The organism is Rhodococcus sp. ARC_M6, from assembly GCF_022810305.1.
GTDB lineage: Bacteria > Actinomycetota > Actinomycetes > Mycobacteriales > Mycobacteriaceae > Rhodococcus_F.
In genome coordinates, this window is sequence record NZ_JALGQH010000009.1 from 158,783 (window position 1) to 181,735 (window position 22,953).

20 protein-coding genes are annotated in these 22,953 nt (G+C 60.6%); 10 read left to right on the forward strand and 10 right to left on the reverse strand.

The features are described from left to right. Positions 1–189: 189 nt before the first annotated feature. The 4 genes from MTX36_RS12870 (at position 190) to MTX36_RS12885 (ending at position 6,935) form a co-directional block, all read left to right on the forward strand. Entirely contained in the window at positions 190–3,444 is a 3,255-nt protein-coding gene (locus MTX36_RS12870; RefSeq protein ID WP_374230475.1) for an arabinosyltransferase domain-containing protein, read from the forward strand. A 125-nt stretch (positions 3,445–3,569) separates the two neighbouring features. Beyond that, on the forward strand, positions 3,570–4,787 hold the full coding sequence (locus MTX36_RS12875; RefSeq protein WP_243620150.1) for a glycoside hydrolase family 1 protein: 1,218 nt from the start codon (positions 3,570–3,572) through the stop codon (positions 4,785–4,787). An 8-nt stretch (positions 4,788–4,795) separates the two neighbouring features. Beyond that, entirely contained in the window at positions 4,796–5,245 is a 450-nt protein-coding gene (locus tag MTX36_RS12880; protein ID WP_243620119.1) for a hypothetical protein, read from the forward strand. Positions 5,246–5,534: 289 nt separating this feature from the next. Further along, positions 5,535–6,935, forward strand: a complete 1,401-nt coding sequence (locus MTX36_RS12885) for a wax ester/triacylglycerol synthase family O-acyltransferase (RefSeq protein ID WP_243620120.1) — start codon at positions 5,535–5,537, stop codon at positions 6,933–6,935. A 15-nt stretch (positions 6,936–6,950) separates the two neighbouring features. Here MTX36_RS12885 and MTX36_RS12890 read toward each other — a convergent pair whose 3' ends face one another. Together MTX36_RS12890 and MTX36_RS12895 are read right to left on the reverse strand one after the other, a co-directional pair. Beyond that, on the reverse strand, positions 6,951–7,505 hold the full coding sequence (locus tag MTX36_RS12890; protein WP_243620121.1) for a dihydrofolate reductase family protein: 555 nt from the start codon (positions 7,503–7,505) through the stop codon (positions 6,951–6,953). After that, positions 7,499–8,155 carry a nitroreductase family protein gene (locus MTX36_RS12895; protein ID WP_243620122.1) on the reverse strand — a complete coding sequence of 219 codons (657 nt, stop codon included), beginning with the start codon at positions 8,153–8,155 and terminating at the stop codon, positions 7,499–7,501. Before MTX36_RS12895 ends, MTX36_RS12890 begins: the two co-directional genes overlap by 7 nt. A gap of 105 nt (positions 8,156–8,260) precedes the next feature. Between MTX36_RS12895 and MTX36_RS12900 the strand changes: the two genes are divergently transcribed. Continuing rightward, complete coding sequence (locus tag MTX36_RS12900; protein ID WP_243620123.1) at positions 8,261–8,890, forward strand: LysE family transporter; 630 nt, start codon at positions 8,261–8,263, stop codon at positions 8,888–8,890. Positions 8,891–8,898: 8 nt separating this feature from the next. On the opposite strand, the gene MTX36_RS12905 is transcribed toward MTX36_RS12900, so the two are convergent. The 5 genes from MTX36_RS12905 to MTX36_RS12925 all read right to left on the reverse strand — a co-directional run bounded on the left by MTX36_RS12905 (position 8,899) and on the right by MTX36_RS12925 (position 15,158). Next, complete coding sequence (locus MTX36_RS12905) at positions 8,899–9,570, reverse strand: DUF1345 domain-containing protein (protein WP_094273575.1); 672 nt, start codon at positions 9,568–9,570, stop codon at positions 8,899–8,901. Positions 9,571–9,621: 51 nt separating this feature from the next. After that, on the reverse strand, positions 9,622–10,884 hold the full coding sequence (locus tag MTX36_RS12910; protein ID WP_243620124.1) for a lipase family protein: 1,263 nt from the start codon (positions 10,882–10,884) through the stop codon (positions 9,622–9,624). A gap of 31 nt (positions 10,885–10,915) precedes the next feature. Further along, complete coding sequence (locus tag MTX36_RS12915) at positions 10,916–12,205, reverse strand: cyclopropane-fatty-acyl-phospholipid synthase family protein (RefSeq protein ID WP_243620125.1); 1,290 nt, start codon at positions 12,203–12,205, stop codon at positions 10,916–10,918. Positions 12,206–12,301: 96 nt separating this feature from the next. After that, on the reverse strand, positions 12,302–13,798 hold the full coding sequence (locus tag MTX36_RS12920) for an aminotransferase class V-fold PLP-dependent enzyme (protein WP_243620126.1): 1,497 nt from the start codon (positions 13,796–13,798) through the stop codon (positions 12,302–12,304). Further along, positions 13,785–15,158 carry an MFS transporter gene (locus MTX36_RS12925; RefSeq protein ID WP_243620127.1) on the reverse strand — a complete coding sequence of 458 codons (1,374 nt, stop codon included), beginning with the start codon at positions 15,156–15,158 and terminating at the stop codon, positions 13,785–13,787. The genes MTX36_RS12920 and MTX36_RS12925 overlap by 14 nt, the downstream gene beginning before the upstream one ends. Positions 15,159–15,305: 147 nt before the next feature. Here MTX36_RS12925 and MTX36_RS12930 point away from each other — a divergent pair, with 147 nt between their 5' ends. Further along, positions 15,306–15,962 carry a GNAT family N-acetyltransferase gene (locus MTX36_RS12930; RefSeq protein WP_243620128.1) on the forward strand — a complete coding sequence of 219 codons (657 nt, stop codon included), beginning with the start codon at positions 15,306–15,308 and terminating at the stop codon, positions 15,960–15,962. Between the two features lie 55 nt (positions 15,963–16,017). Here MTX36_RS12930 and MTX36_RS12935 read toward each other — a convergent pair whose 3' ends face one another. After that, positions 16,018–17,463 (reverse strand): MFS transporter, encoded by a 1,446-nt coding sequence (locus tag MTX36_RS12935; RefSeq protein ID WP_308198222.1) that lies wholly within the window; start codon positions 17,461–17,463, stop codon positions 16,018–16,020. Between the two features lie 109 nt (positions 17,464–17,572). Here MTX36_RS12935 and MTX36_RS12940 point away from each other — a divergent pair, with 109 nt between their 5' ends. Both MTX36_RS12940 and MTX36_RS12945 read left to right on the forward strand, forming a co-directional pair. Then, entirely contained in the window at positions 17,573–18,241 is a 669-nt protein-coding gene (locus tag MTX36_RS12940) for a TetR/AcrR family transcriptional regulator (protein ID WP_243620130.1), read from the forward strand. Positions 18,242–18,410: 169 nt separating this feature from the next. Continuing rightward, entirely contained in the window at positions 18,411–19,043 is a 633-nt protein-coding gene (locus MTX36_RS12945; RefSeq protein ID WP_243620131.1) for a PAS and ANTAR domain-containing protein, read from the forward strand. 365 nt (positions 19,044–19,408) lie between these two features. Here MTX36_RS12945 and MTX36_RS12950 read toward each other — a convergent pair whose 3' ends face one another. Together MTX36_RS12950 and MTX36_RS12955 are read right to left on the reverse strand one after the other, a co-directional pair. Further along, positions 19,409–19,951, reverse strand: a complete 543-nt coding sequence (locus MTX36_RS12950; RefSeq protein WP_243620132.1) for a hypothetical protein — start codon at positions 19,949–19,951, stop codon at positions 19,409–19,411. Positions 19,952–20,134: 183 nt separating this feature from the next. Then, positions 20,135–21,043: a 4-hydroxy-tetrahydrodipicolinate synthase gene (locus MTX36_RS12955; RefSeq protein WP_243620133.1), complete on the reverse strand. Its 909-nt coding sequence runs from the start codon at positions 21,041–21,043 to the stop codon at positions 20,135–20,137. A gap of 71 nt (positions 21,044–21,114) precedes the next feature. Here MTX36_RS12955 and MTX36_RS12960 point away from each other — a divergent pair, with 71 nt between their 5' ends. Beyond that, entirely contained in the window at positions 21,115–22,011 is an 897-nt protein-coding gene (locus tag MTX36_RS12960; RefSeq protein ID WP_308198224.1) for a LysR substrate-binding domain-containing protein, read from the forward strand. 513 nt (positions 22,012–22,524) lie between these two features. Further along, the gene (locus MTX36_RS12965) at positions 22,525–22,911 is read left to right on the forward strand and encodes a hypothetical protein (protein ID WP_243620135.1); all 387 of its coding nucleotides are present in this window, start codon (positions 22,525–22,527) and stop codon (positions 22,909–22,911) included. Positions 22,912–22,953 lie beyond the last annotated feature (42 nt).

Sequence of the window (22,953 nt, forward strand, 5' to 3'; positions counted from 1 at the left end):
CGCAAACGGGGGGCCTGTGTAGTCGATGATCGAAAACACAGAACTAACGTCAATTATCCAGGATAGGCGCACCTTGTTTTTCACCGGTCCACGTGCGGCGCTCAGCGCCGGTCTGGTGATGCCGGAGAAACACCTCAAAAACCCGAACGTTTATAACAAACGCGTCACGCACCGCTAGGGTCCAAAGTCGTGACAGACAGCGACGTGGCCAAGACCGCACCTCCCGCCGTGCCGAGCGCACAGCGAACCATCGGACATTCCTCCGCACGGATAGCGGCAATTGTCGCGTCCATTCTCGGCATTATCCTGTGTGTATCCGTGCCTTTCCTGCCGATCGAACAGGACACGGCCACAGTCAATTGGCCACAGTCGGGGTCCACCGCAAGCGTCGAAGCGCCCCTGGTCTCGTATACGCCCCTACGGTTCGAGGCGTCGATTCCCTGTGCGTCGATCGACGAGTTGGCGGATACCGGCGGAACCGTCGTATCGACGGCTCCGACCACTGCCGGTGATGCACGTCGCTTCGGTTTTGTCGCTACTGTCTCCGCTGAATCTGCTGATGCGCCGGCTCGCGTCACTGCGACCCTGCGTGATCAGGTGTTGTTCTCGATGCCCGCGGCGGATCTTGCCGGCGGTTGCGCACTCACACTGGTTTCCGAACCGACCCGAACCGTCTTCGACGCCACCGGATCAGAATCGCGAATTCTCGACGGTGACTACCGTCCGCAAGTAGTCGGGGTCTTCAGCGACCTCGATTCCGCGGCGGCCGGTTTGAACGTGTCGATCGAGACGGACTCCCGCTTCACCTCGAGTCCGTCGACGATCAAGCTGCTCGCGATGATCCTCGGCGCGCTCACCATGATCATTTCGCTTGTCGCGTTGCACCGCCTCGACAACCTCGACGGCCGGGGCAGCCGAAAGTTTCTCCCCGCGCGCTGGTGGAAATTCACGGGCGTCGACGGCGTTGTCATCGGAACGCTGGTGTTGTGGCACTTCATCGGAGCCACTACTACCGATGACGGTTACCAGTTCACAATGGCCCGCGCTTCGGAGCAGGCCGGCTACATGTCGAACTACTTCCGCTGGTTCGCTGTCCCGGAAACACCGTTCGGAACTCCGTACTACAACATCCTCGGACTCCTGGCCGACGTCAGCACAGCCAGCCCCTGGGTTCGATTGCCCGCTCTGTTGGCAGGCATCGCCACGTGGCTCGTCATCAGTCGCGAAGTTGCCCCACGCCTCGGTGCGGCGATCCGCGGAAACCGTCTCGCGCTGTGGACCGGGGCGCTCGTATTCCTCGCTTTCTGGCTCCCCTTCAACAACGGACTGCGCCCGGAACCGATCGTTGCACTCGGTGTCCTCCTGACCTGGTGCTCAGTCGAACGTGCCATCGCGACCCGGCGTCTCCTGCCGGTCGCCGTCGCGATCCTGATCGCCGGATTCACGCTGACGGCCGGACCGTCAGGCCTGATCTGCTTTGCCGCCTTGATCGCCGGTATCCGTCCGATCATGCGCATCATCATCGAACGGGCTCGCACCACCGGCTATATCGCAGCCGTCGGGCCACTGCTGGCCGCCGGACTGTCGATCCTCATCCCCGCTTTCGGTGATCAGAGCCTGGCCGCTGTCATCGAAATGCAGCGAGTCCATTCGATCTCGCCGAACCAGCCCTGGTTTGACGAGTACCTCCGGTATCAGTACCTGTTCAACATTTCCGTCGACGGATCCCTGACCCGCCGGTTCGGTGTTTTCGTCATGATCCTGTGCCTCGGCGTCTGCACCGCGATGATGCTGCGCAAGGGTGGCCGCATCCCCGGTCTGGCCGCCGGTCCGTCGCGACGCGTCGTCGGTCTCACGATCGGCGCCTTGCCGCTGCTGATGTTCTCCCCCACCAAATGGACCCACCACTTCGGAATCTTTGCCGGCCTCACCGCAGTTCTGGCGATGATGACAGCCGTTGCGGTAGGGACCAGGCTTCTGCGTTCTCCGCGAAATCGCGCATTGTTCGCTTCGGCGGTTCTGTTCCTACTGGCGATCGCGTTCACCGGCAGCAACGGCTACTACTACGTCTCCAGCTACAGCGTTCCGTGGTGGGACAAGCCAGTGTCGATCGGCGGACTCGGCGCGAGCACCGTGCTACTCGGTCTGACCGTACTGATGCTCGGACTCGCCGCGTGGTACTTCTTCCGTGAGCCATACACCGTCGGGAAGGAACCGTCCGCGAAGCATGCTCGCTTGCTTGCCATTTCACCGCTGACAATCGCAGCCGGGGCCATGGTTCTCTTCGAGGTGCTTTCCATGTCCAAAGGTGTGATCACGCAGTATCCCGCCTATTCCGTTGGTCGTGCGAACCTCGACGCAGTACTCGGCCAAACCTGTGGTCTCGCCAATGACGTACTGCTCGAAACCGATCCGAATGCGTCGATGTTGACACCGGTCTCCGGTGACATCGCGACAGCACTTTCGGCCGGCGGTGCCACGGGGTTCACCCCCAACGGTGTTGCCGGTGACCTCAGCGCCGACAAGGAAGCTTCCGCTACCGGCGGCGCGAACACCGTCGATACCGACGAGACCACATCCGGCAACTCCGCCGGAACCGGTGGTGGCGCCGGGCAAACCGGAGTCAACGGCAGCAGCGTGGCCCTCCCCTTCGGCTTGGATCCGGCGACCACGCCGGTCATGGGCAGTTACGGCCAGCCCGCGCCGGGCACCCTGACAAGCGGTTGGTACCGACTTCCCGGTCTGGGCGAGAACGGCACCCGCGGAGACATCATCTCCATCGCCGCTGCGGGGCGCGTTCGGTCTGTCGATACAGACGGCATCGTCACGTACGGACAGAACGTGGAGGTCGAATACGGCACCGCGCGAGAAGCCGACGACATGGAGATCCTCGGACGCATCGCTCCGATCGACATCGGTCCGTCGCCGTCATGGCGAAACCTTCGGGTACCGCTGGACCAGATTCCCCTCGAGGCCAACAGCATTCGACTCGTCGTCAGTGACAGCGACACCAAGGCAGATCAGTGGGTGGCCGTCACGCCGCCACGGGTTCCGCAGACACAGAAGTTGCAGGACGTCGTCGGATCGCAGGCGCCGGTGATGCTGGACTGGGCTGTGGGCCTGGCATTCCCGTGCCAACGCCCCTTCGATCATCGCGCCGGGATCGCCGAAGTTCCCGAGTACCGCATCCTGCCCGACCATGCCGGAGCGTTGGTCACCACAGCGTGGCAGGACCACTTCGGTGGCGGCCCGCTCGGGTGGATAGATCTGCTCCTGAGCGCGCAGACGATACCCTCCTATCTCGACGACGACTGGGATCGGGACTGGGGATCGATCGAGAAGTACACACCACTCGATCCGAACGCAGTACCCGCTCAACTCGACGAGGTACGAGTGGAGCGCTCCGGAATGTGGAACCCCGGCCCGATGACGATGGCCTTCTGATCGACCGAAAGTCATGCGACCAGGCCGCTGTATGACCTAGCCTCCCAGTCATGGGAGCTAAGTCACGGTCGATCGCCTCCGCCTTGCTCGCGCTGGCCTGTGCGTTCGGGGTGGTGGCGTCGCCGATGCCAGCGTCGGCGACACCGGACGACAACTTCCTCTGGGGCGTGGCTACCTCCGGATTCCAGTCGGAAGGTTCGTCCCCCGACAGCAACTGGTCGCGTTACTCGGCTTCAGGTCGCACACACGACCAGATCGGCGATTCGGTCGACTTCCGTCACCGCTACGTCGAGGACATCGACCGGGCAGCGAACCTCGGTGCAAAGGTGTTCCGCTTCGGCGTCGAATGGGCCCGGGTTCAACCCACGTCGGGAACCTGGAACGAAACCGAATTCGAGTACTACGACGACGTCGTCACACAGATCCGGGCGCGTGGAATGAAGCCGATGATCACGCTCGATCACTGGGTGTATCCAGGCTGGGTTGTCGATCAGGGCGGGTGGATGAACCCGAAAACCGAAGCGGATTGGTTGGCCAATGCCGAGAAGGTGGTCCAACGCTACTCCGGCATTGACGCCCTGTGGATCACGATCAACGAGCCGACAGTCTATGTTCAGCGTGAATTGACCTATGGCGGAATCACTCTCCCTCAGGCGCCGGCAATGTTCGACGCCCTGGTTAGAGTCCACCGATCGATCTACGACCGCATTCACGAAATCGACCCGGGCACTCGCGTCAGCAGCAACTTCTCCTTCATCCCCGGTGTGTCCGAAGCTGTCGATTCGGTGTTCACCGATCGAGTCCGCGACAAACTCGACTTCCTCGGTATCGACTACTACTACGGTGTGGCACTGGACAATCCCACTGCCGCCTACGCCGCGATCGACGAGTTCTACAAGGTCACACCGCAACCCGAAGGGCTGTACGACGCCCTGATGCGCTACTCGCACAAGTATCCCGAACTCCCCCTGTACATCGTGGAGAACGGAATGCCCACCGACAACGGAAATCCCCGCCCCGACGGCTACACCCGGTCCAATCACCTCAGTGATCACATCTACTGGATGGAGCGCGCCCGCGAGGACGGTGCCGACGTCATCGGATTCAACTACTGGTCCATCACCGACAACTACGAATGGGGCTCGTTCCGACCACGTTTCGGCCTCTACACCGTCGACGCGCTGACCGATCCCACTTTGACCCGCGTACCCACCGACGGGGTTGAGACGTACCGTCAGATCATCGAAGGCAACGGAGTCCCGGCGGACTACGTCCCTGTCAACGCCCCCGCATTCTGCTCGCTGGTCGATCCCCCACTCAGTTGCACCACCACTTATCGATAGGAATCGTCATGACACATTTCAGGAAGCTTGCAATCACCGCGTCGGTCTCGGCAGCAATGATTTTTGCGGGTAGTGCCCTCGCAAACGCAGCGCCGACTCCGACAGACTCACCGCGCGAAGCACAGGCCCGCGCCTACATCGACGCGCTTGTTTCGCACGACGTCACCGACGTGCACTTCGCCCCCGACGCCACCCGCGTCGAGGCCGGTATCCAAACAGGTTTTTCCGGTCCACAATTGAGCGCGGACCTTGACAACGGTGTGCAGTACAGCGTGATTCAGGGCGTCCGTGATCTGCGAATGACCGAGGAAGGTGACCTCGTGACCACCGTCTATCTGCTGGACGCCGGGGTTCTCGGCACCAGGCTCGCCACGGTTGAGATCCGGGAAACTTTCGTGATCCGCGACGGTCTGATTCACACCATCGTGGCCGACATCGTCCCCGTATCGCTCTCCTAGTCCTCACGCTGCGATAATCGGAAGTAAGTGAGTTAAATCACAGCCCCTTGGGGTTTAGTTCAAGCCCACAGGATCCGACCTGCCATCTCCATAAACCTCCTGGCCAAGTGAACGTTTGACCAAATAGCGCGACTTTCACTGTGCTGTAAAACTGAGTCACGAGTCGCCACACTGTGACGCGAGCCATACAAATTGCAGCGTTGCGGGTGTGTGGCACCCCCTCGATTACCAGTTCCAGAAGTACGGGCACGCCAACCAGCCCCGACTTCACAAACAGCGAAGGACCAGCATGCTGTTGCCGATGGCACCCACTGACTCACTGTTTCTGCTCGGCGAATCCCGCGAACATCCGATGCACGTCGGCGGACTGGCGATCTTCACCCCACCGGACGGAGCCACCGCAGCAGATATGCGCTCAATGTTCGATACCGCATTGACAGCCGGTCGGCTTGCCCCGGTCTTCCGTAAACGGGCACGCCGTTCCCTCACTTCACTCGGCCAGTGGGGATGGGAAAGTCTCGCCGACGACGACATCGATCTGGACCACCACGTTCGTCGAGATGCTCTCCCTTCTCCGGGTGGAATGACGGAACTGACCACGTTGGTATCGAGGTTGCACGGCACCTTGCTCGACCGCAGTCGACCGTTGTGGGAAATGCACCTGATCGAAGGGCTTTCCGACGGCCGATATGCCGTCTACACCAAGATCCATCACGCACTTTCCGACGGGGCGAGCGCGATGAAACTGCTCCGCGAGAGCATGAGCGGCGACCCCAACCGCCGGAATATGCCGGCGCCCTGGCAAGTTCCGCGTCCAGTGACAGCAGTGCCATCTTTGGACATCTCCGATTCGAAATCGACACTGACCGGAACATTGTGGGGAGCCACTCGGGCAGCTGTCGGCGAGGCTGCCGGACTGATACCCGCAACGGTGGGCACCCTGGACCGAGCGTTGCGCGGCAAGTGCGGAGCCGTCTCACTCACCGCACCGCACACCGTGTTCAACGTCCCGATCGGCGGAACCCACCACATCGCCGCGCGCACTTTTCCCCTCGAACGGATTCGCTTGCTGGCCAAGCATTCCGATACCACCATCAACGATATCGTCCTGACACTGTGCTCCGGCGCTCTCCGCAGCTACCTGCACGACCGAGACGCATTGCCGACCACGCCTATGATCGCGATGGTTCCCGTCTCGCTGCGCGCGCCCGACAACGACGCCGACACAACCGGCAATCGGGTCGGGGTGCTCATGTGCAATCTGGCAACTCACCTTTCCGAGCCTGCACACCGCCTCGAAACAGTACGTACCAGCATGAACGACGGAAAGACCGCGCTTCGCTCGATGAGCCCCGCGCAAGTCCTTGCGATGAGCGCCCTCGGCGTCGCCCCACTCGGAGTGGAAATGCTCCTCGGCCGCCGAGGCCCACAACGACCACCGTTCAATATCGTCATCTCCAATATTGCCGGACCGAGTATGCCGTTGTACTGGAACGGTTTCCGATTGGACACTCTCTACCCGTTGTCGATCCCGACAACGGGACAGGCACTCAACATCACGTGCACCAGCAACGACGACAATATCGTCTTCGGGCTGACCAGCTGCCGGCAAGCGGTCCCGGACCTCGATTCCCTCCTCGACTACCTCGAAACCGAACTCGACCTGCTGGAAACTGCAATCGGCCTGTAGGTGCCGGAGACTCACCTAGCCAAGCCGATAGCGCAAGTAAATCACTCCGCTGTCAAATGTCTTCTCCGCGACCAGATGTAAACCCAGTCGTACAGTGGCGGGGAGTGCTCTCAATCCCCCACCAATGCTGATCGGGCACAAGAACAGGTGGCACTCGTCGACCAGTCCCGCGCTCATCGCATGTGCGGCTAGAGTGGGACCTCCGATCGAAATGTCCTGCGCGGCTGACATCTTCATTGCGCGAACCGCTTCAGGATCAAACGTTCGCTCGAGCCTGGTGCGAGCTGTCGTAGGGGCCGGCAACGTCGTGGAGTACACAATTTTGTCGGCTCCCCGCCAAATCCGACCGTAATCGTCTGTGACAGGCGATGAATCGAATCCTTCCATCGACTCCCATACAGACATCGTCTCGTACATTCTGCGCCCGAACAGGTAGGTACCCACGTCCCGTTCGAGGTCGTTGACAAACGCATGCACCTTCTCGTCCGGTGCTGCCCAGTCGAAATTCCCCTCGGCGTCGGCAACGTACCCGTCCAGCGAGCAGATCGCCATGAAGTTGAGGTTCACCATCGGTCTACATGCAAAATGTTGTCGATGGGTTCACGGGCTGCCGGTTTGAACGTCTCTCCGGTGAAGTAGGCCGTCGGGATCAATGCGCCCTGATGGACGCCTTCCGGGATACCCAAGAGTTCGGCGACCTCGGCTTCACGCTGTAGATGCAATGTCGTCCACGCCGTTCCCAGCCCGCGGGCTCGCGCCGCCAACGCGTAACTCCACACAGCGGGAAGCAAAGATCCCCACAAACCTGCCTGGTTTCCGGCGGGCAAGGTCTTGCCGGCCTTGATGCACGGAATCAGGAGCACTGGAACATCACCCATGTGGTCACCAAGCCACTCGACGCTGGTTCCGACGCGTTGCTGCACCGAAGCCCGGTCAGGATTGTCGCTGAACAGCTTTGCCGCCGAGCCCTGCGACGCCAGATACTCGTCGGTTACCTCTTTGTAGATTTTCCCGACCTGGGCGCGCAGATCCGGGTCGGTGACCACTACCCATTGCCACCCTTGCCGATTCGATCCCGACGGGGCCTGCAACGCAACCTCGAGGCATTCCTTGATCAGGTCCAACGTGACCGGTCGCGTGAGGTCGAGTCGCTTGCGCACTGTTCGCGTCGTCGTCAGTAATTCGTCGGGAGTCAGGTCCAGAACCGGGAATTCGTTCATGGCTCGATCATGGCACCGATCGGCGCCACTCGGAACAGCATCTAGACTCCCTTTCCGTCCCGGCACACTCCCCGGCCGAATGATCGCAACAAGAAGGAACACGTAATGAGTTGGCATGTGTGGTTGGCATTCTTCGGCGCGAGCTGGGTCATCAGCTTGTCTCCCGGCGCCGGTGCGATTGCCTCGATGTCATCAGGTCTTGCCGTCGGCCTACGCCGCGGCTACTGGAATATTCTCGGACTGCAACTCGGCCTTCTCCTTCAGATCGGAATCGTCGCAGCCGGCGTCGGTGCAATTCTTGCTAACTCCACCGTCGCCTTCTCGATCATCAAATGGTTCGGCGTCGCCTATCTGGTGTACCTGGGCATTCGCCAATGGAGGTCTGCACCCACCGAGGTAACTACCGACGAGTCAGCTGCGGCCAGTTCCGGCCCCATGATGATGTTTCGAGGTTTCCTGGTCAACGCCAGCAATCCCAAAGCAGTAGTTTTTATGCTCGCGGTCTTGCCTCAGTTCCTTGATCCGGGCAGGCCGCTGGTCCCCCAGTACCTGATCATCGCGGCGACGATGTGCATCGTCGACGTAGTTGTGATGACGGGATACACCGGACTTGCTGCACGTGTCTTGCGGCTCATGCGGTCACCGAAACAGCAGAAGACCACCAACCGTGTTTTTGCCGGGCTGTTCTTCGGTGCGGCCGGTTTCCTGTCGAGTATCGGCCGCGCGGTGGCCTGAAAATCGCCTCAGAGTCCGGCAATCAAGTTGACGACGGACGCCACGATGACCGATCCGAAAACGTAGGACAACAGTGCGTGGCCCAGAGCCATCGCTCGCATGTCCGACGACGTCAAGTTGGTATCCGAGATCGCGAAGCTCATCCCCACTGTGTATGCGACATAGCCAAAATCGCTGTAGCGCGGGGGCTCCTCCTGATTGAAGTCGATGCCGCCGTCCGGACCGCTGTAATACAGGCGCGCATACCCCAGCGCGAAGAGTGTATGGACGGCCAGCCACGAAATAACCACGCTGACAACGGCAATCGATGCCGCCACCAACTGATACCGACGACCATCCGGGGATGCGAGCAGGAGGAAGGCGATTCCGACGAGGCTGGCCACCGCCGCAGCGAGGATCAGAAGGTGAGCGACGTTGCGAGCAGGTTCTTCGCGGGTCGAATGGCTTGCCGTCAACGTTGCATCGAAGGGCCAGACAAGAATCCACGTCCATACCGTGAAGACCATCGCTGCAACGTCCCAACCGATCAGGAACGAAAAGCGCGCATATCCCACCAACGCCACCACGATCCCGGCAATGACGCCCAGAATCAATCCCGTCGCCACCCGCAGCGCGGGTCCGGCTCCCAGCGCGCGCCGGGGTACGGGTACGACCGGTAGATCTTCCGAACGTGCATTCACGCCCTCAGTCAACCACCGCGATGCGCGACAAGTGAGGATCGGCGCGCGGAGTCATAGATTGCAGGCACCGACAACCGGCTTACCGTTGAACCTATCGAGCACATAAGCCATCCCGACCCCGAAATCAGCCACGGCGGGCGCCAGATGGTTGTTTCCGCTTCCTTGATTGACCGCGGGCAGGGTATCCGTGAACAACGTTGCCGACGCCCCACGCGAGCACCAGTCGTCGACGAGCTGACGCGTCTGCTCGTACGGGATGAAATCGTCATTGACCGCGCCGTTCACCAGAATCGGCGACGCCGGAGTGCGTCGTCCGATGCGCTGTTCTTCGATGACCTGCAAGATCTCGGGCACCGACTCGACCACGTCTGCGAGGGGGCGACCATCGACCGTCCACGACGCTGTCGACTGCTTTCCGTATTTGGTTCGCGAATCGATCAGGCATTGTCCCGACACATCGGCCAGTACCGATCGACCGTAGTCGTTCAACCTCGATTCGATAGCCGCTCGAGCCGCTGGATACCGGTCCGTCACGCCGTTGATCGTGTATCCGATCGCGGCCATCAATCCGGTGCCGTCGATGTGCCGGAGGACGCTCGCCAGATCTGCAGGCGGCGCACTCGCATAGCTGCCCACCAGATTCAGGTCCGGCGCATATTCGGGTGCAAGTTCGGTCGCCGCCGCGGTCGCTCCCCCGCCCTGCGAATGGCCCCACAGTGCGATCGGGTCATTCGGGTTCGCGTCCGCGATCTCGAGTGCTGCCCGGGCCCCGTCGAGCATGGCGTGCGCTTCTTCACTTCGATTCACGTACGTGTGTATCCCCGGAGTACCGAGTCCGATGTAGTCCGTGACCAAGACCCGGATGCCCTGAGTCAGAAAGGCGAAAGCAAAAGCCGCCTCGTAGTTGACGCCGAAACTTCCTGTCGCAGGGTCCCATTGACCTGCGGTGGGAAACATCTTCGACGGCGCGCACTGATCGCCTTGGCCTTGGGTTCCGGGACCGATCACTACCGTCGGCCGTGGACCGTGCCCAGCCCAGTTGGCAGCCGGTTCAAGATAGGAGCCCGATACTGCAACCTCGGCGCCCCGACTATCTGTGCTCGAATACAGCACGCGCGTACCAACTCCGGGGATACCGGCGAGAGCGCCGGCAAGCGGAAGTGGCTGCGTCCGGATCACCGAACCGGGAGTTCCCACGTCATCGGTGTCTGTGTTGTAGAAGTTTTCGTTCGGCAAGGCCTGAGCGGGCACGGTCAGTGGCACCGCCACCAGCAGCGCCATACTTGCGACGACGAATACCCATCCGCTTCTCATGGCGCACTCGTCACGTCAGTCAGGTACCACGTCATCGGCTCCATCCCTCCCTCGATTTCGGCATCCCACTGGCGCCCCGGATTCCCGGCTTGACGGCCAGTACTTGGTGAATGGTGAGACGATGGGCTTCCTCGAAGCCGAGCGCACTTGCTGCCAGATACAGCAGCCAGGTACGAACACGTGGAGCACCCACCTCCGCGACAGCGGCGTCCCAGTTCTCCCGAAGGTTCGCCACCCACGCACGCAGCGTCAGTGCGTAGTGCTCGCGAAGCGCCTCACTGTCCCGAGTCTCGAATCCTGAACGTTCCAGTGCGTCAACAGTTTTACTCAACGGAAGGATCTCACCGTCGGGAAAGATGTACCGGTCGATGAAGCTGCGTCCGTCAACAACCTTGTCCGGCAGTGATTTCACCGAGGCAATCGCATGATTGAGCAAACGACCTTCAGGTTTCAGCAAGCCGTACAACTTGGCGGTGTAGATCGGCACATTCGCCAAACCGACGTGCTCCGACATGCCGATACTCGAAATCGCGTCGTACGGCCCGTCATCGACGTCGCGGTAATCCTGCGCCCGGATTTCGATCCGATCCGTCAGTCCCGCATCAGAAACCCGCCCCTTCGCGTACTCCACCTGCTCGCGACTGAGCGAAACCCCAACCACGTCCACGTCGTAGTTCTGCGCCGCGTGCAGCGCCATCGAACCCCAACCGCAACCGACGTCGAGCAGGCGCATCCCGGGCTTCAATCCCAGTTTGCGGCAGATCAAATCAAGCTTTCCGCGTTGGGCATCCTCGAGCGTCTGCGTCCCGGTGGGCCAATACCCGCATGAATACACCATGCTCGGACCCAAAAACAGTTCGTAGAAAGCGTTTCCGACGTCGTAGTGATGCGAGACGGTCTCCGAGTCGCGAGATCGACTGTGCCGTCGACCTCGCTTGCGCCGCATCTCGATGGACGGAGGTTTCGGTGGCAACCCCAATGCGCCCAATCTGACCAAGGTGGCGCCGGCTCGCAGGACTGTGCCAGCCGACATCTCCGAAATTCTGTGCTCACCAATTCGTGAGACCAGATCGGGCACGTCGAGCAGCGCAAATACGTCTCCGTCGATATCGAGGTCGCCGGACACATATGCCCTGGCCAGGCCAAGTTCGTCAGGCGAATAGAGTACTCTCCGCAACGCACGCCGGTTGCGGAAAGTAACCCGAGCTGCCGTGTCGGGCGGACCGGCCTGCGACCCGTCCCAACAACGCACACGAATCGGCAGGTCCGTGCCCACCAGTTCCTCGAACACCGTCAAAATCTTGGTTGCGGCTCCAGTCACGAACCAACCCTCCTGAGAAAGTTTGTCAGCATCTGACTCAAAACCTACGCCCGAACGTGGAGAATTTCGCACGGTATGTCCGATTTTGGCTTTGACTCAGGGTTCTACGAGCCCCGCCAGGAATTCCACCAGCAGGCGGGTCGTCACCTCTCGCGGCAGGCTTTCGACGGCGGCAAGGACCGCCGCCATATCCAGCGGCGAGTCAGCCGAGCCCTTCGGATCCAGCCCCGCTGACGCGAGAGCCATCGCAACAGCCTCACTCGGCAGTGCAAGTACATCGTCGACGCTTACGTCGCCGCGCTCGAATGCCGCTGCAAGCTCTGCCAAGGCCGGCGGCGGACCCGCTGCCGGCAGTCCCCGAACCTCGTCGGCGCCCAGCTTCAACGCACTCGACAGCTCATCGAGAACACTTTCCGTGACCGGTGTGATGGTGAGATGCGTAGTTCGGGGCAAGGTGGTGCCATCAGGTTGCGTCGACGCCGGTTGCCCTTGCAGCACAAAGCCCCGAGCGCCGACAGCTGTGACCCAGCGGTGCGCATCCACTCGCCGATCGACCGAAACCGATTCGTCAGTGGCTACGGCAAACAGTGGGCCGACCGGCGTTCCGACGACGCGCAACCCTTCGATGGTGCCGACTACCGCCACCACGGAGTCCGTCGCCCGCTTTGCCTGCTGGACCAATCCCGCATATCCCGACTCCCCGAGCACCTGGGAGATCGCCCAGGCTCCGGCAAGTGCCGCAACAGATTTCGAACCCATCAACGTTGGATTGACCACAGGATAACCCGGCCACGCTGTGAGACCGAAGTACTGCTTGCGGTGGAGATCTCGTCCGCGGTACAGGATCACCGAAGCGCCTTTCGGCGAGTAGCCGTACTTGTGGAGGTCAGCGGAGATACTCGTAACTCCGGGAACTCGGAAATCCCAAGCGGGCAGTTCACCCCACCAGGGCAACGCCAATCCCCCGATGCAGGCATCAACATGCAATGGAATTGATTGTGCGCGAGCCACTTCCGCAATCTCGATGATCGGATCGAGGGCCGCAAACGGATAGCTCGGTGCCGACGCCACGATCAGGACGGTGTCGCCGCGCAGTGCGTCCGCTATGTCCGCAGCGGCGACGCGGCCGGATTCAGGATCGACGGGCACCAACACGAGCGCCAGACCGAGCAGATGTGCTGCCTTGTGAAACGCAGCGTGAGCTGTGGTCGGAAGAACCAGAGAGCCCTGCCCAGGCGGAAGACCACGAAGGTCACGGGCCGCTTTGACTGCCAGAACACAACTTTCGGTTCCGCCGCTGGTGACGTTGCCGACCACCTCGTCGTCCCCGTGCAGGAATCCCCGAACAAAGCCGACAAGTTCGCGTTCCATCACTGCAGTCGACGGGAACACCGTGGGATCAAGGCCGTTGACGGGCTGCACCAATCGGGCTGCATCGGCGGCTAGCTGATCCAATGCATCCAATCCGCTGTCGTAGACATACGACAGGACCCGACCGCCGTGGGTGGGAGCGTCGCCCTCCCGGAGGCTACGAAGCCTCTCGAGCACTTCAGCTGACCGACGCTCGATGGATGTTGTTTCAGTGGCGGTCATTGTTCTCCTGTGTGTTGTAGACGCGCAATACAGCAAGGCTGATCATCACCAGAACGGCCGGCGCAACCGAGAAGCCCAGTGCGATCCCCGTGATCGCCGAATCCGGTTGGTCCACGGCCTTTCCGGCCTGCGAGGACACGAAGCCCGTCGACGCAAGAAAAAGCAAGAACACTGCCGGCCCGAGCGCGAGGCCTGCCGTTTCTGCGGCCGTCCAGATTCCGCTCAACGAACCGCCTCGCTGACGCCCACCGATCCGGGCGTCGTCCTCGATCGCGTCGGGAAGCATTGCCAACGGGAAAACCTGCATACCGGCGTAACCGACGCCGGCCAACCCGACTGCGCCGTAGATCCAGACTCCGCTACCGAACGCTGCAAAGGTCAACAGCAATGTCGCGACAACAAAGATGATCGACGACAAAACGTAGCCGCGAAGTTTGCCGTGGCGACGCGAGTAGCGATACCAGAGCGGCATGATGAGCAGGGCCGGTCCGACCAACGCCGCAAACAATCCGGTGATGGCATCTTCGTTCCCCATCACGTAGGTCGCGAGATACTGAGCCCCCGCCAACATCACCGCCGTCGCGAGAGCTTGAAGAACAAAAACGATCACGAGCAATCGGAACGATCGAGTGCTGCGAATTGCATCGAACCCGTCGCGGTACTGCGAGAGAAGCGAACCCACCGGAGCGTCGGCACGAGTCACGGTGCGACGGGCGGCGCCGTACACAGCCCAGAGCATCGCGCAGCACATCACCGCGGATACACCCACCGCCATCACCAGATAGCCCGCGGCTCCCCCTCCCGCTAGGTTTCGCAAAGCCGGGCCACCTCCGCCGATTAACAGAATCGCCAAGGCCAACACGGCAATTCGAACGGAGATCAGTCGGGTGCGCTCGTGATAATCACCGGTCAATTCGGTGGGTAGGGCAATATACGGCACCTGAAAAAGGCTGTACGCGCTTGCCGCCAGAAGAAAGAACACCAGGACCCACGCGGCTCCGATGCCGGGCCCGCCGGATACCGGTGCCGCAAAGGTAAGGATGAACAACAGCGGAAGGGCGAACGACCCGACCAACATCAGTGGCACGCGGGTACCGGTTCGATGCGAACTTCGATCGCTGATGGTGCCGATCAACGGATCGATCAACACGTCCGCGATCTTCGGGACGATCACCACCAACGACGCCAATCCTGCCGCCACACCGAGCGTATCGGTCAGGTAGTACGCCAGCACCAGCCCGGGAAGTACACCGAATCCTCCGGTCCCGATACTTCCGGCGGCATATGCAGTAACAACACCCTTCGACAGCCGTCCGTCGACTTGGCGCTCACCGCTCTGCACGGGCTTCTCTGTGGTCACCGTCCACACACTATGTGCCCGACTCCAGTCTTGAAGCAAAAAGAATCCCGAAGACGCGAAGTCCGCATAATCTGCTCCGACCGCATGTAAAACTTGGACGACACAAGCACACCGACGATCCCGCGCACACAACCGAAGGTCATCGAGATGACAACCCATCCTTTGGCGCCGCTCTGGCCGCCGCACGGTGTCACGATTTCATGCGGACCGCTCAGCCTTGAATCGGTGAAAGACGAGCACTTACCCGAACTCGACGCACTGATTCGAGCCGGCATCCATCCGGCCGGCCAGATGCCATTTGTCGTGCCGTGGACCACCGGGACACCTGACGAAGTATCTCGACGATTCATGCAGTACCACTGGTCGATTCGCGGGTCGATGACCCCCACAGCATGGACATTCGAAACCGTCATTCGAATCGACGGCACGATAGTCGGCTGCCAAGGGTTGTCTACCAGGAACTTTCCGGAGACTCGTACCGGCGAAACCGGGTCGTGGATCGGGCAGGAATTTCAGGGACGTGGTCTCGGCACTCTCGCCAGGCAATCGATGTGCACGTTCGCTTTCGACCACCTGGGCGCAACCCGAATCACGTCGACCTCGTTTGCCGACAATCCTGCATCGCTCACCGTGTCCCGGAAAATCGGCTACCAAGACGCGGGAAGCCTGGACCGGCTAACCGATTCCGGCCGGATGACGGTGCAACAATTCCTCACCCTGGATCCGCCGGATTTTGTGCGACCACTGGAACCCGTCGTCGTTCGCGGTTCCGAGGCTATTCGATCCATGCTTGAGATTGTGTGAGAAGTGCCCCTCTTCGCGACTCCGGAACCTGGAGGACTGCCACGGTTGCGATGCGTCAATCCCCTTGCCCTCGAGCGTTTTTGCCCTGCTCCCTGCCACCCGACTCTCCGCGGAGGGCAAGCGTTAGCACCGCGCCGAGGGCACTCACCGCAGCGGCAACGATGAAGAGCATCGAGAACGACGGCAAGGTAGCAGCCCCCGCTTCGGAGACCGCAACCGTGGCCAAGACAACCGTGGCGATCGGGGCCCCCAGTGCCGATCCGACGGTGCGCAGCACCCCGTTGACCCCCATTGCAGCAGCCACTTCGTCTCGTGGAGCAAGGCTGGCGACGAGATCAGCGCAGACGGAAAACCCAACACCGTTACCGAGCCCGACGAGTGAGAAGAACACCACGACCATCGCAAGGTTGCCCGGTGCGATCGCCACCCCGACGCTCCCAATGCACATGAGAGCCAGTGCCAGAAACGCCGTGGACTTGGCGCCGATGCGCAGAATCAGCAGCGGCGCGAATCGACCACCGAGGAACACCAGGATTGCCCCAGGCAGTAGGGCGAGTCCAGTTTCGGTCACTGTGAATCCGTGTCCATTGCCGGATGCCAGCGGAGCCTGAAGGAGCACCGGCAGACCGACGTAGAAGATGTACGGGATAAATCCGAGGAAGAGTGTGAGCCCGTTAGTCACGGCAAGCGCAGGGCGCGCCAGAGTGCGCATGTCGATCAATGGTGTTGTGATCCGGAGTTCCACGAATACCAACGCAAAAAGCGATATGACGGCGAGCAGGAACAATCCCAGCACCGGCAGTGAGACCCAACCCCAACTCCCGCCTTGCGAAATCGCGAGCAACAGCGAAACGAGCCCGACGACCAGCAGCGCAGTGCCCACCCAGTCAGTCCGGGATACAGTGCCCCTGGACGAGGCCGGAACGAAGAAGACCACCAGCATCAACGCCGTGCCGCCCATCAGCGCCCCGATTACAAAAAGCACTTGCCACGAGGCAGCTTCAAGAACAACGCCACCGATGACGAGCGCCGCGCCGGCACCGAGACCCAGGGTCCCGCTAAGCCAGCCGAATGCAGCTCGCTGCGGCGCCCCCGATAGGTGGCGGCGAACTATGGCCAGGGCGAGAGGGAAGGTAGCAGTACTCGCACCTTGCAAAATTCGGCCGAACAGGAGTACCGCAAAGCTCCCGGCAACGGCGGCCAGGACGCTGCCCACCACGAAGATCGCCAACGTCAGGATCATGATTTTTCGATGGCCGTACCGATCCCCAAGCGACCCGAGGATGGGTGCGGCCACGGCACCGCAGAGGAGGTAACTGGTGAGGATCCAGCCCGCCAGCGGCGCATCGATCCCAAATTCCCCCATGAAGGTGGGCAGTGCTGGAACCAGGAGGGTCTGCATCATCGAAAAGGAAAGAACTGCCACCGCCAACGACAGCACCAAAAATCGCCCCCCCGGCCGCGATGGCGGGGGCACCCTCCACATGTCGGGTGGTTGCATCTGATGGCGCGGATGGCATCGTTGCTCGATTCTGTCTGAGAAGAATTTGAACGGAACGGAATATTCCGTTCCGATAGAACCGTACGGCAATCAGCGGTACCGTGACGACGTGACTCCCACCAACTCCGGAAACCCTCCCCTGCGCGGCCGCGCTCGTGAGGCGCAAAACAACGATGACTCGATCCTGCAAGCGGCCCGCGAGGTGTTCTACGAGTACGGCTGGGGGGCACCCATGTCCGACATAGCCGCTCGCGCAGGAATCGGCGTAGCCAGTATCTATCGCCGCTATCCCAGCAAACCCGTGCTAGTGAACGCGCTGCGGATTCTCGCTCTAGAGCAGATTATCGAGCTGGCAGACACCTGCGCTGCAACCGCCGAAACGCCCGGCCACCCAGATTCTGCTGTCGAAATCTTCCTCCACCGCAACATCGTCGAAGGCTCCGCACCCCTGGTCTCGACTTTTGGCCGGCATATGAAAACGAACCCCGAGATCGATGCGCTTGCCGATCGCCTCGAGAAGGCCCTCGAATCCGTGATTGCAGTGGACCGTCGACTGAAACTGATCCCGGAACATTACGGCCCTGCCGACATCATGCTGACGATCATGCATCTGCGGCCTAATCTGCCAGTGAACCGGGAACGCTCGAACGAGATCCATCTTCGCGAACTCAGCTACGTGCTCTGCGGACTTCGGGCTGTAGCTACTGAAGGCTCCGCAGTTGCGGGCAAACCTTCGAGTTGGCAGGAGTGGCTGCAGCTAAACAGCATCAACGGCTGAAGGTAATCGGGTTCACACCGCGATAGACAGATCGATGCTTGCACTGAAGGCTTTCGCCAAGTCCTCGCTTATCAAACCGACGACTCAACGCCTAAATGTCCGATATAACTAGTCGACAGATACGTCCATGTGTGGGCAGTGGTCGAGAACGAGAGGCGCTTCAGTGGCGATGGAGACTGAGCTTGGTCCGACATCAGAGTCCGGTGCTCCCCACCGCGTCGGCGGGTTTCTCTATCACCGAACCCACGACCGGTGGGAGTGGTCGGATGCAGTTGCACGGATTCACGGCTACACACCGGGACAGATCGTTCCGACAACAAAACTGTTGCTCTCTCATAAACACCCCGATGACCTCCGCCATGTCACGCAGACCTTGCATGCGATCCGGACATCGGGTGGCCCATTCAGCAGTCGACACCGAATCATCGACACCGCTGGAGCTACTCGATCGGTGGTCGTGGTCGGCGATAGAGTCGTCGACGAATCCGGTGACGTCGTAGGCAGTTCCGGTTTTTACATCGATGTCACGGAGTCGCTCGGCCCCACGATAAAGGAATCTGTCGACGAAATTGTCAGTGAAATCGCCATCTCGCGTAGCGTCATCGAACAGGCCAAAGGCATGCTGATGGTCGTCTACGGGGTCCCCGCCGATCGCGCGTTCGACATCCTCGTCTGGCGATCACAGGAGACGAACACCAAGGTGAAAACCGTGGCAGAGCTGCTCATCACGCGGGTACGGGAAAACTTTCATGTATCGACCGTGCTGCGAAACCGGTTCGATCAGATACTGCTCCAGCACTGAGCCACCTGCGCCGACCGACACCCGAGACTCAAATCTAGGAACCGTCAAGGCTTGCGGTCGCGCTGCCAGTTGCACTGCCAGTTACCGAGCCTGCGTTGAGGCTATAGCTCAATGAACCACTTTCGAAAACGAAATAGAAGAATGATTTGATCGCAACGGAAATATCGAACATTGTTGTGCCTTCCTCGTCATGGATGGAGGACAGAAATCTCGCCCTCGCTACGCGAACCATATACCTGAGTGTTCAACTCCACCAATCAATCCCGAGATGATCGATTTGCTGGAAACCCCGGTGCGCGCCGAATTCTCGGGTACACAAATCCAAAATCCCGCCCACACAACGCCCGCAATCGAACGTTCCCGAATTATCGCCCGGGTACTACCGTGATCGTTCCCCGGCAGACTGCGTTCTGCGGATTGACGAACCGCCATCCCGCGCCGGTTTCTACCGTGACGGTGAACGACACCGTTCCGGTTCCTGCCCAGGTTCGGTTGATCGGGATTCCAGGCTTTTGCTGCCAGGCCACCTCATCGCTGAGGCTCCGACCCGAAGCTCCAGTAGTCGCATTGTGCCAGTCGACGATCACGCGCGTGCCGTACCAATTGACTCCGAAGCTCGGGAGGAGACCGGCGGGCGGCGCCGGCAGTTCATTGCCACCGCTGAGCAGGATCGACGGCTCCAGCGCGGTTCCACCGGGAGGGAGCGACTCTCCCGATGCAGCATTCACCGTCCAGGTGAACGACGGTGCCCAGAAGAGAGGATTCGCACTCGAGCACGTCATTGTTGTCGACGTCGGCGGCGCGGGCTCAGCACTCGCGACCGAGCCTCCTCCAACTGCTACCGCGGTACCCATCCCGACAATGGCAAATGTCGCAACACCTATTCGGCGCGCCAGCTGGTTGGTCATGATCGCTCCCCATTTTCTCCGAAATCGCGAGAACCCAGATGTTCTATGCACCTTTGATATCCGGAGTAGCAGGACAATTCGTTACATTGCGAAAAGGAGCTGTAGGACCCACTGGAGTCGTAGACAATCGCGATGCCGACGGCGGCACCTCTGAAATTGGCTTGCACCCAGCGCTCGATCGCCCTACAACTTCGTCTCCGAATGCTCACGGTAAATCTCGAGCGCAAAATCGACCGACTCTCGCGAGGCGGGCAGCAGGGGCAAGCGCACATTCGGCGTCGGAATCCTGCCCAGTGCATGCAGCACGCCCTTGATCACCGTCGGATTCGGTTCGGCGAATAGTGCGCCGGACAGCCTCGACAAGTCCTGGCCGAGTGCGCGCGCGCGGCCCAAATCTCCACGCTCCCAAGCATTTATTAAATCTACGAAGTCACTGGTCGCCACATGCGCCGATGCCAAAATCCCGCCGGCGGAGCCCAGCGCAAGCATGGGGGCCAGAAACAAATCGTCACCCGCCAAAACTGCGAAATCAGCCGGTAGATCGGCACAGAGTTCGACAGCGGGACCATCAATACCACCGGATGCGTACTTCACTGCGACGATGCCGGGCAATCGCCCCAACTCCTGCAGGGTGGCAGCATCAAGATCACGTCCCGTTCGATACGGGACATGGTAGACGATCAATGGCACCGGGCTCGATGCCTGCAAGTGCGTAAAGTGTGCCACAACACCGGCATTCGATGGCCTGGTGAAGTAGGGAACCGGCACCAGGGCTGCGCTGACCTCCGGCCATCGACCCAGTTCCTCCAGTGCACCGACACTCCCCCTCGTGTCGTTATTGCCGGCTCCGACAATCAATGACGCACCGCGAGAGCGGCAGACACCGGCGCAGATATCGACGATGTCGCGTCGTTCCTGCTGAGTCAGGGTCGCAGTCTCAGCCGTGGTCCCGAGTGCAACCAGCCCGATCGCTCCATCTTCGAGCACCTGGTATGCGAGTTGCTCGAGGGCGTCGGTTGCTAACTGTCCACTGATGCCGAAGGGCGTGATCAGCGGTACGTGGATTCCGGCAAAGGCTAGGTGGAGAGTCATAGGATCCAGCTTTACCGAACCAACCATGTAGGTCTAGTTCGTATTTCCGATGCCGAGCGTAAGCTCAGATGATGCTCGATGTCAGGCGACTACGCCTTCTCCGCGAACTGGCTTTGCGCGGGACCATCGTTGCTGTCGCCCAGGCTCTCTCATTCAGTCCCTCGGCCGTATCCCAACAGCTAGCCGTTCTGGAACGCGAAGCCGGCGTGCCTTTACTGGAGCGGACGGGCCGTCGGGTCAGGCTGACTCCCGCCGGCGCGAATCTCGCACGTCATGCCGAAGCCATCCTGGCCCGCTTGGAACAGGCGTCGGGAGAACTGGTCGACGCCCGTCGCGGGCTAGCAGGACCGCTCCGAATTGGAACATTTCCGACAGCGGCACGCGCGATTCTTCCCCCGGCGTTGATCGCGCTGGCCCAGGAACATCCGGGACTGGAACCGATGGTGTCGGAGATCGATCCGGCTGACGTCGCCGATGCCCTACGTGCCGGCGACCTGGACTTGGCACTGATCCACGACTACGACTTCGTTCCGCGGCCAACCGAACCCGGCCTGACGACGATTCCGCTGTGCAGCGAATCGGTGTACCTGGCTTCGGCTGATCCGCTGACAACCGGCCGCGCGCTCACCGATTGCATCCAACTTCCCTGGATTACCGCAATCCCCGGAACCGCTTGTCACGCAATGACGATTCGGGCATGCCAGGCCGCAGGATTCACGCCGAAAGTGCGTCACCACATCGACGAGTTCGCCACGGTTCTTGCTCTCGTCGCTGCAGGACAAGGTGTTTCGCTTGTTCCGGAACTAGGCGCAATTCATCCGCCTTTGGGAGTTCACCTGACGCCCATGCCCATTCGGCGACGAACAATGATCGCGCACCGTGTGGGTTCCGACGCGCATCCCGCGGTTTCGACTGTGACAGATGCTCTCCGCTCGGCGGTTCCGGAACTGCTGGACGCCGAGCGCTAACGGCCGGAAGCTGCACATGTGCGGCCCTCGCCGAACTCTCCCAAGAATGTATCGCGCATATCGACCTCACAAGCTTGGCCCGCCTCGAATGAATCTTCCGCAGCCCACTTATATATTCGAGCAGCGATAAGTTATACCCAGTTTCTCTAGAATGAAACAATGTTTAAAAGTCGCCTCGGAATCCCGCCGACAATGACCTCCGCGCGAACAATTAAAGAAAGTTAGTAAGTTCAGCAAAATAGTTTAATTCGACCAAAAGAATCAGTCGCGGACAACATCCGACCCCCTGAACTGTGCCTTCGTTGCCAAAAAACTTATTCCGCCGGGACGGATAATCAACACACCATCGAACGAATCCCACATAGTGAGACACTTTGTGTGAATATCGCTTTATCAACTAATTCACTCTCCTACAGTTTCGAATGTCCTGAATACTCAAGCTACTAATCCCTGGAGATGTGCATGAGCGTGAATTCGGAATCGACAAGAAACCACCGAAGCAGCATCCGACGCATGGCCGTCGTATTCGCAGCATCGGCAGCCCTGATAGGCGGCGCAGGTGCGATGGCCACAACTGCCTCGGCGGACCCTGATTGCAGCAGCGTCTGCGGCGGAAGCCTCAACCTCGCCTTCGGCAGCAACGGCTGGGATCTCGGCAGCCTGAACTTCGCCGATTTCGGAAGCCTGAACACCGGCAGCAGCGAGTGGGATTTCGGCAGCGGTGGTTGGAATCTCGGCAGCCTTTTTGACCTCAGCCAATGGAATCTCGGCAGCCTATTCGGCAGCGGGGACTTCAATCTTGGAAGCGTCAACTTGGGTAGCATGAATTTGGGCAGTACGAACGTGGGCAGCGTGGACCCCGCAAGCACTGGCGGAGGAAGCGGCGGCGGCAACCCCTGATTTTCACAGGAAGACGCGGGCACCCCAGCACAATGCTGCTGG

Excerpts from the sequence above, each read along its gene's own strand:
- MTX36_RS12900 (WP_243620123.1), top strand. The coding sequence starts at position 8,261 with ATGAGTTGGCATGTGTGGTTGGCATTCTTCGGCGCGAGCTGGGTCATC.
- MTX36_RS12895 (WP_243620122.1), bottom strand. The coding sequence starts at position 8,155 with ATGAACGAATTCCCGGTTCTGGACCTGACTCCCGACGAATTACTGACG.
- MTX36_RS12920 (WP_243620126.1), bottom strand. The coding sequence starts at position 13,798 with ATGACCGCCACTGAAACAACATCCATCGAGCGTCGGTCAGCTGAAGTG.
- MTX36_RS12950 (WP_243620132.1), bottom strand. The coding sequence starts at position 19,951 with ATGACCAACCAGCTGGCGCGCCGAATAGGTGTTGCGACATTTGCCATT.
- MTX36_RS12935 (WP_308198222.1), bottom strand. The coding sequence starts at position 17,463 with ATGCAACCACCCGACATGTGGAGGGTGCCCCCGCCATCGCGGCCGGGG.
- MTX36_RS12965 (WP_243620135.1), top strand. The coding sequence starts at position 22,525 with ATGGCCGTCGTATTCGCAGCATCGGCAGCCCTGATAGGCGGCGCAGGT.
- MTX36_RS12945 (WP_243620131.1), top strand. The coding sequence starts at position 18,411 with ATGGAGACTGAGCTTGGTCCGACATCAGAGTCCGGTGCTCCCCACCGC.
- MTX36_RS12930 (WP_243620128.1), top strand. The coding sequence starts at position 15,306 with ATGACAACCCATCCTTTGGCGCCGCTCTGGCCGCCGCACGGTGTCACG.
- MTX36_RS12910 (WP_243620124.1), bottom strand. The coding sequence starts at position 10,884 with ATGAGAAGCGGATGGGTATTCGTCGTCGCAAGTATGGCGCTGCTGGTG.
- MTX36_RS12885 (WP_243620120.1), top strand. The coding sequence starts at position 5,535 with ATGCTGTTGCCGATGGCACCCACTGACTCACTGTTTCTGCTCGGCGAA.
- MTX36_RS12960 (WP_308198224.1), top strand. The coding sequence starts at position 21,115 with ATGCTCGATGTCAGGCGACTACGCCTTCTCCGCGAACTGGCTTTGCGC.
- MTX36_RS12890 (WP_243620121.1), bottom strand. The coding sequence starts at position 7,505 with ATGGTGAACCTCAACTTCATGGCGATCTGCTCGCTGGACGGGTACGTT.
- MTX36_RS12875 (WP_243620150.1), top strand. The coding sequence starts at position 3,570 with ATGCCAGCGTCGGCGACACCGGACGACAACTTCCTCTGGGGCGTGGCT.
- MTX36_RS12955 (WP_243620133.1), bottom strand. The coding sequence starts at position 21,043 with ATGACTCTCCACCTAGCCTTTGCCGGAATCCACGTACCGCTGATCACG.
- MTX36_RS12880 (WP_243620119.1), top strand. The coding sequence starts at position 4,796 with ATGACACATTTCAGGAAGCTTGCAATCACCGCGTCGGTCTCGGCAGCA.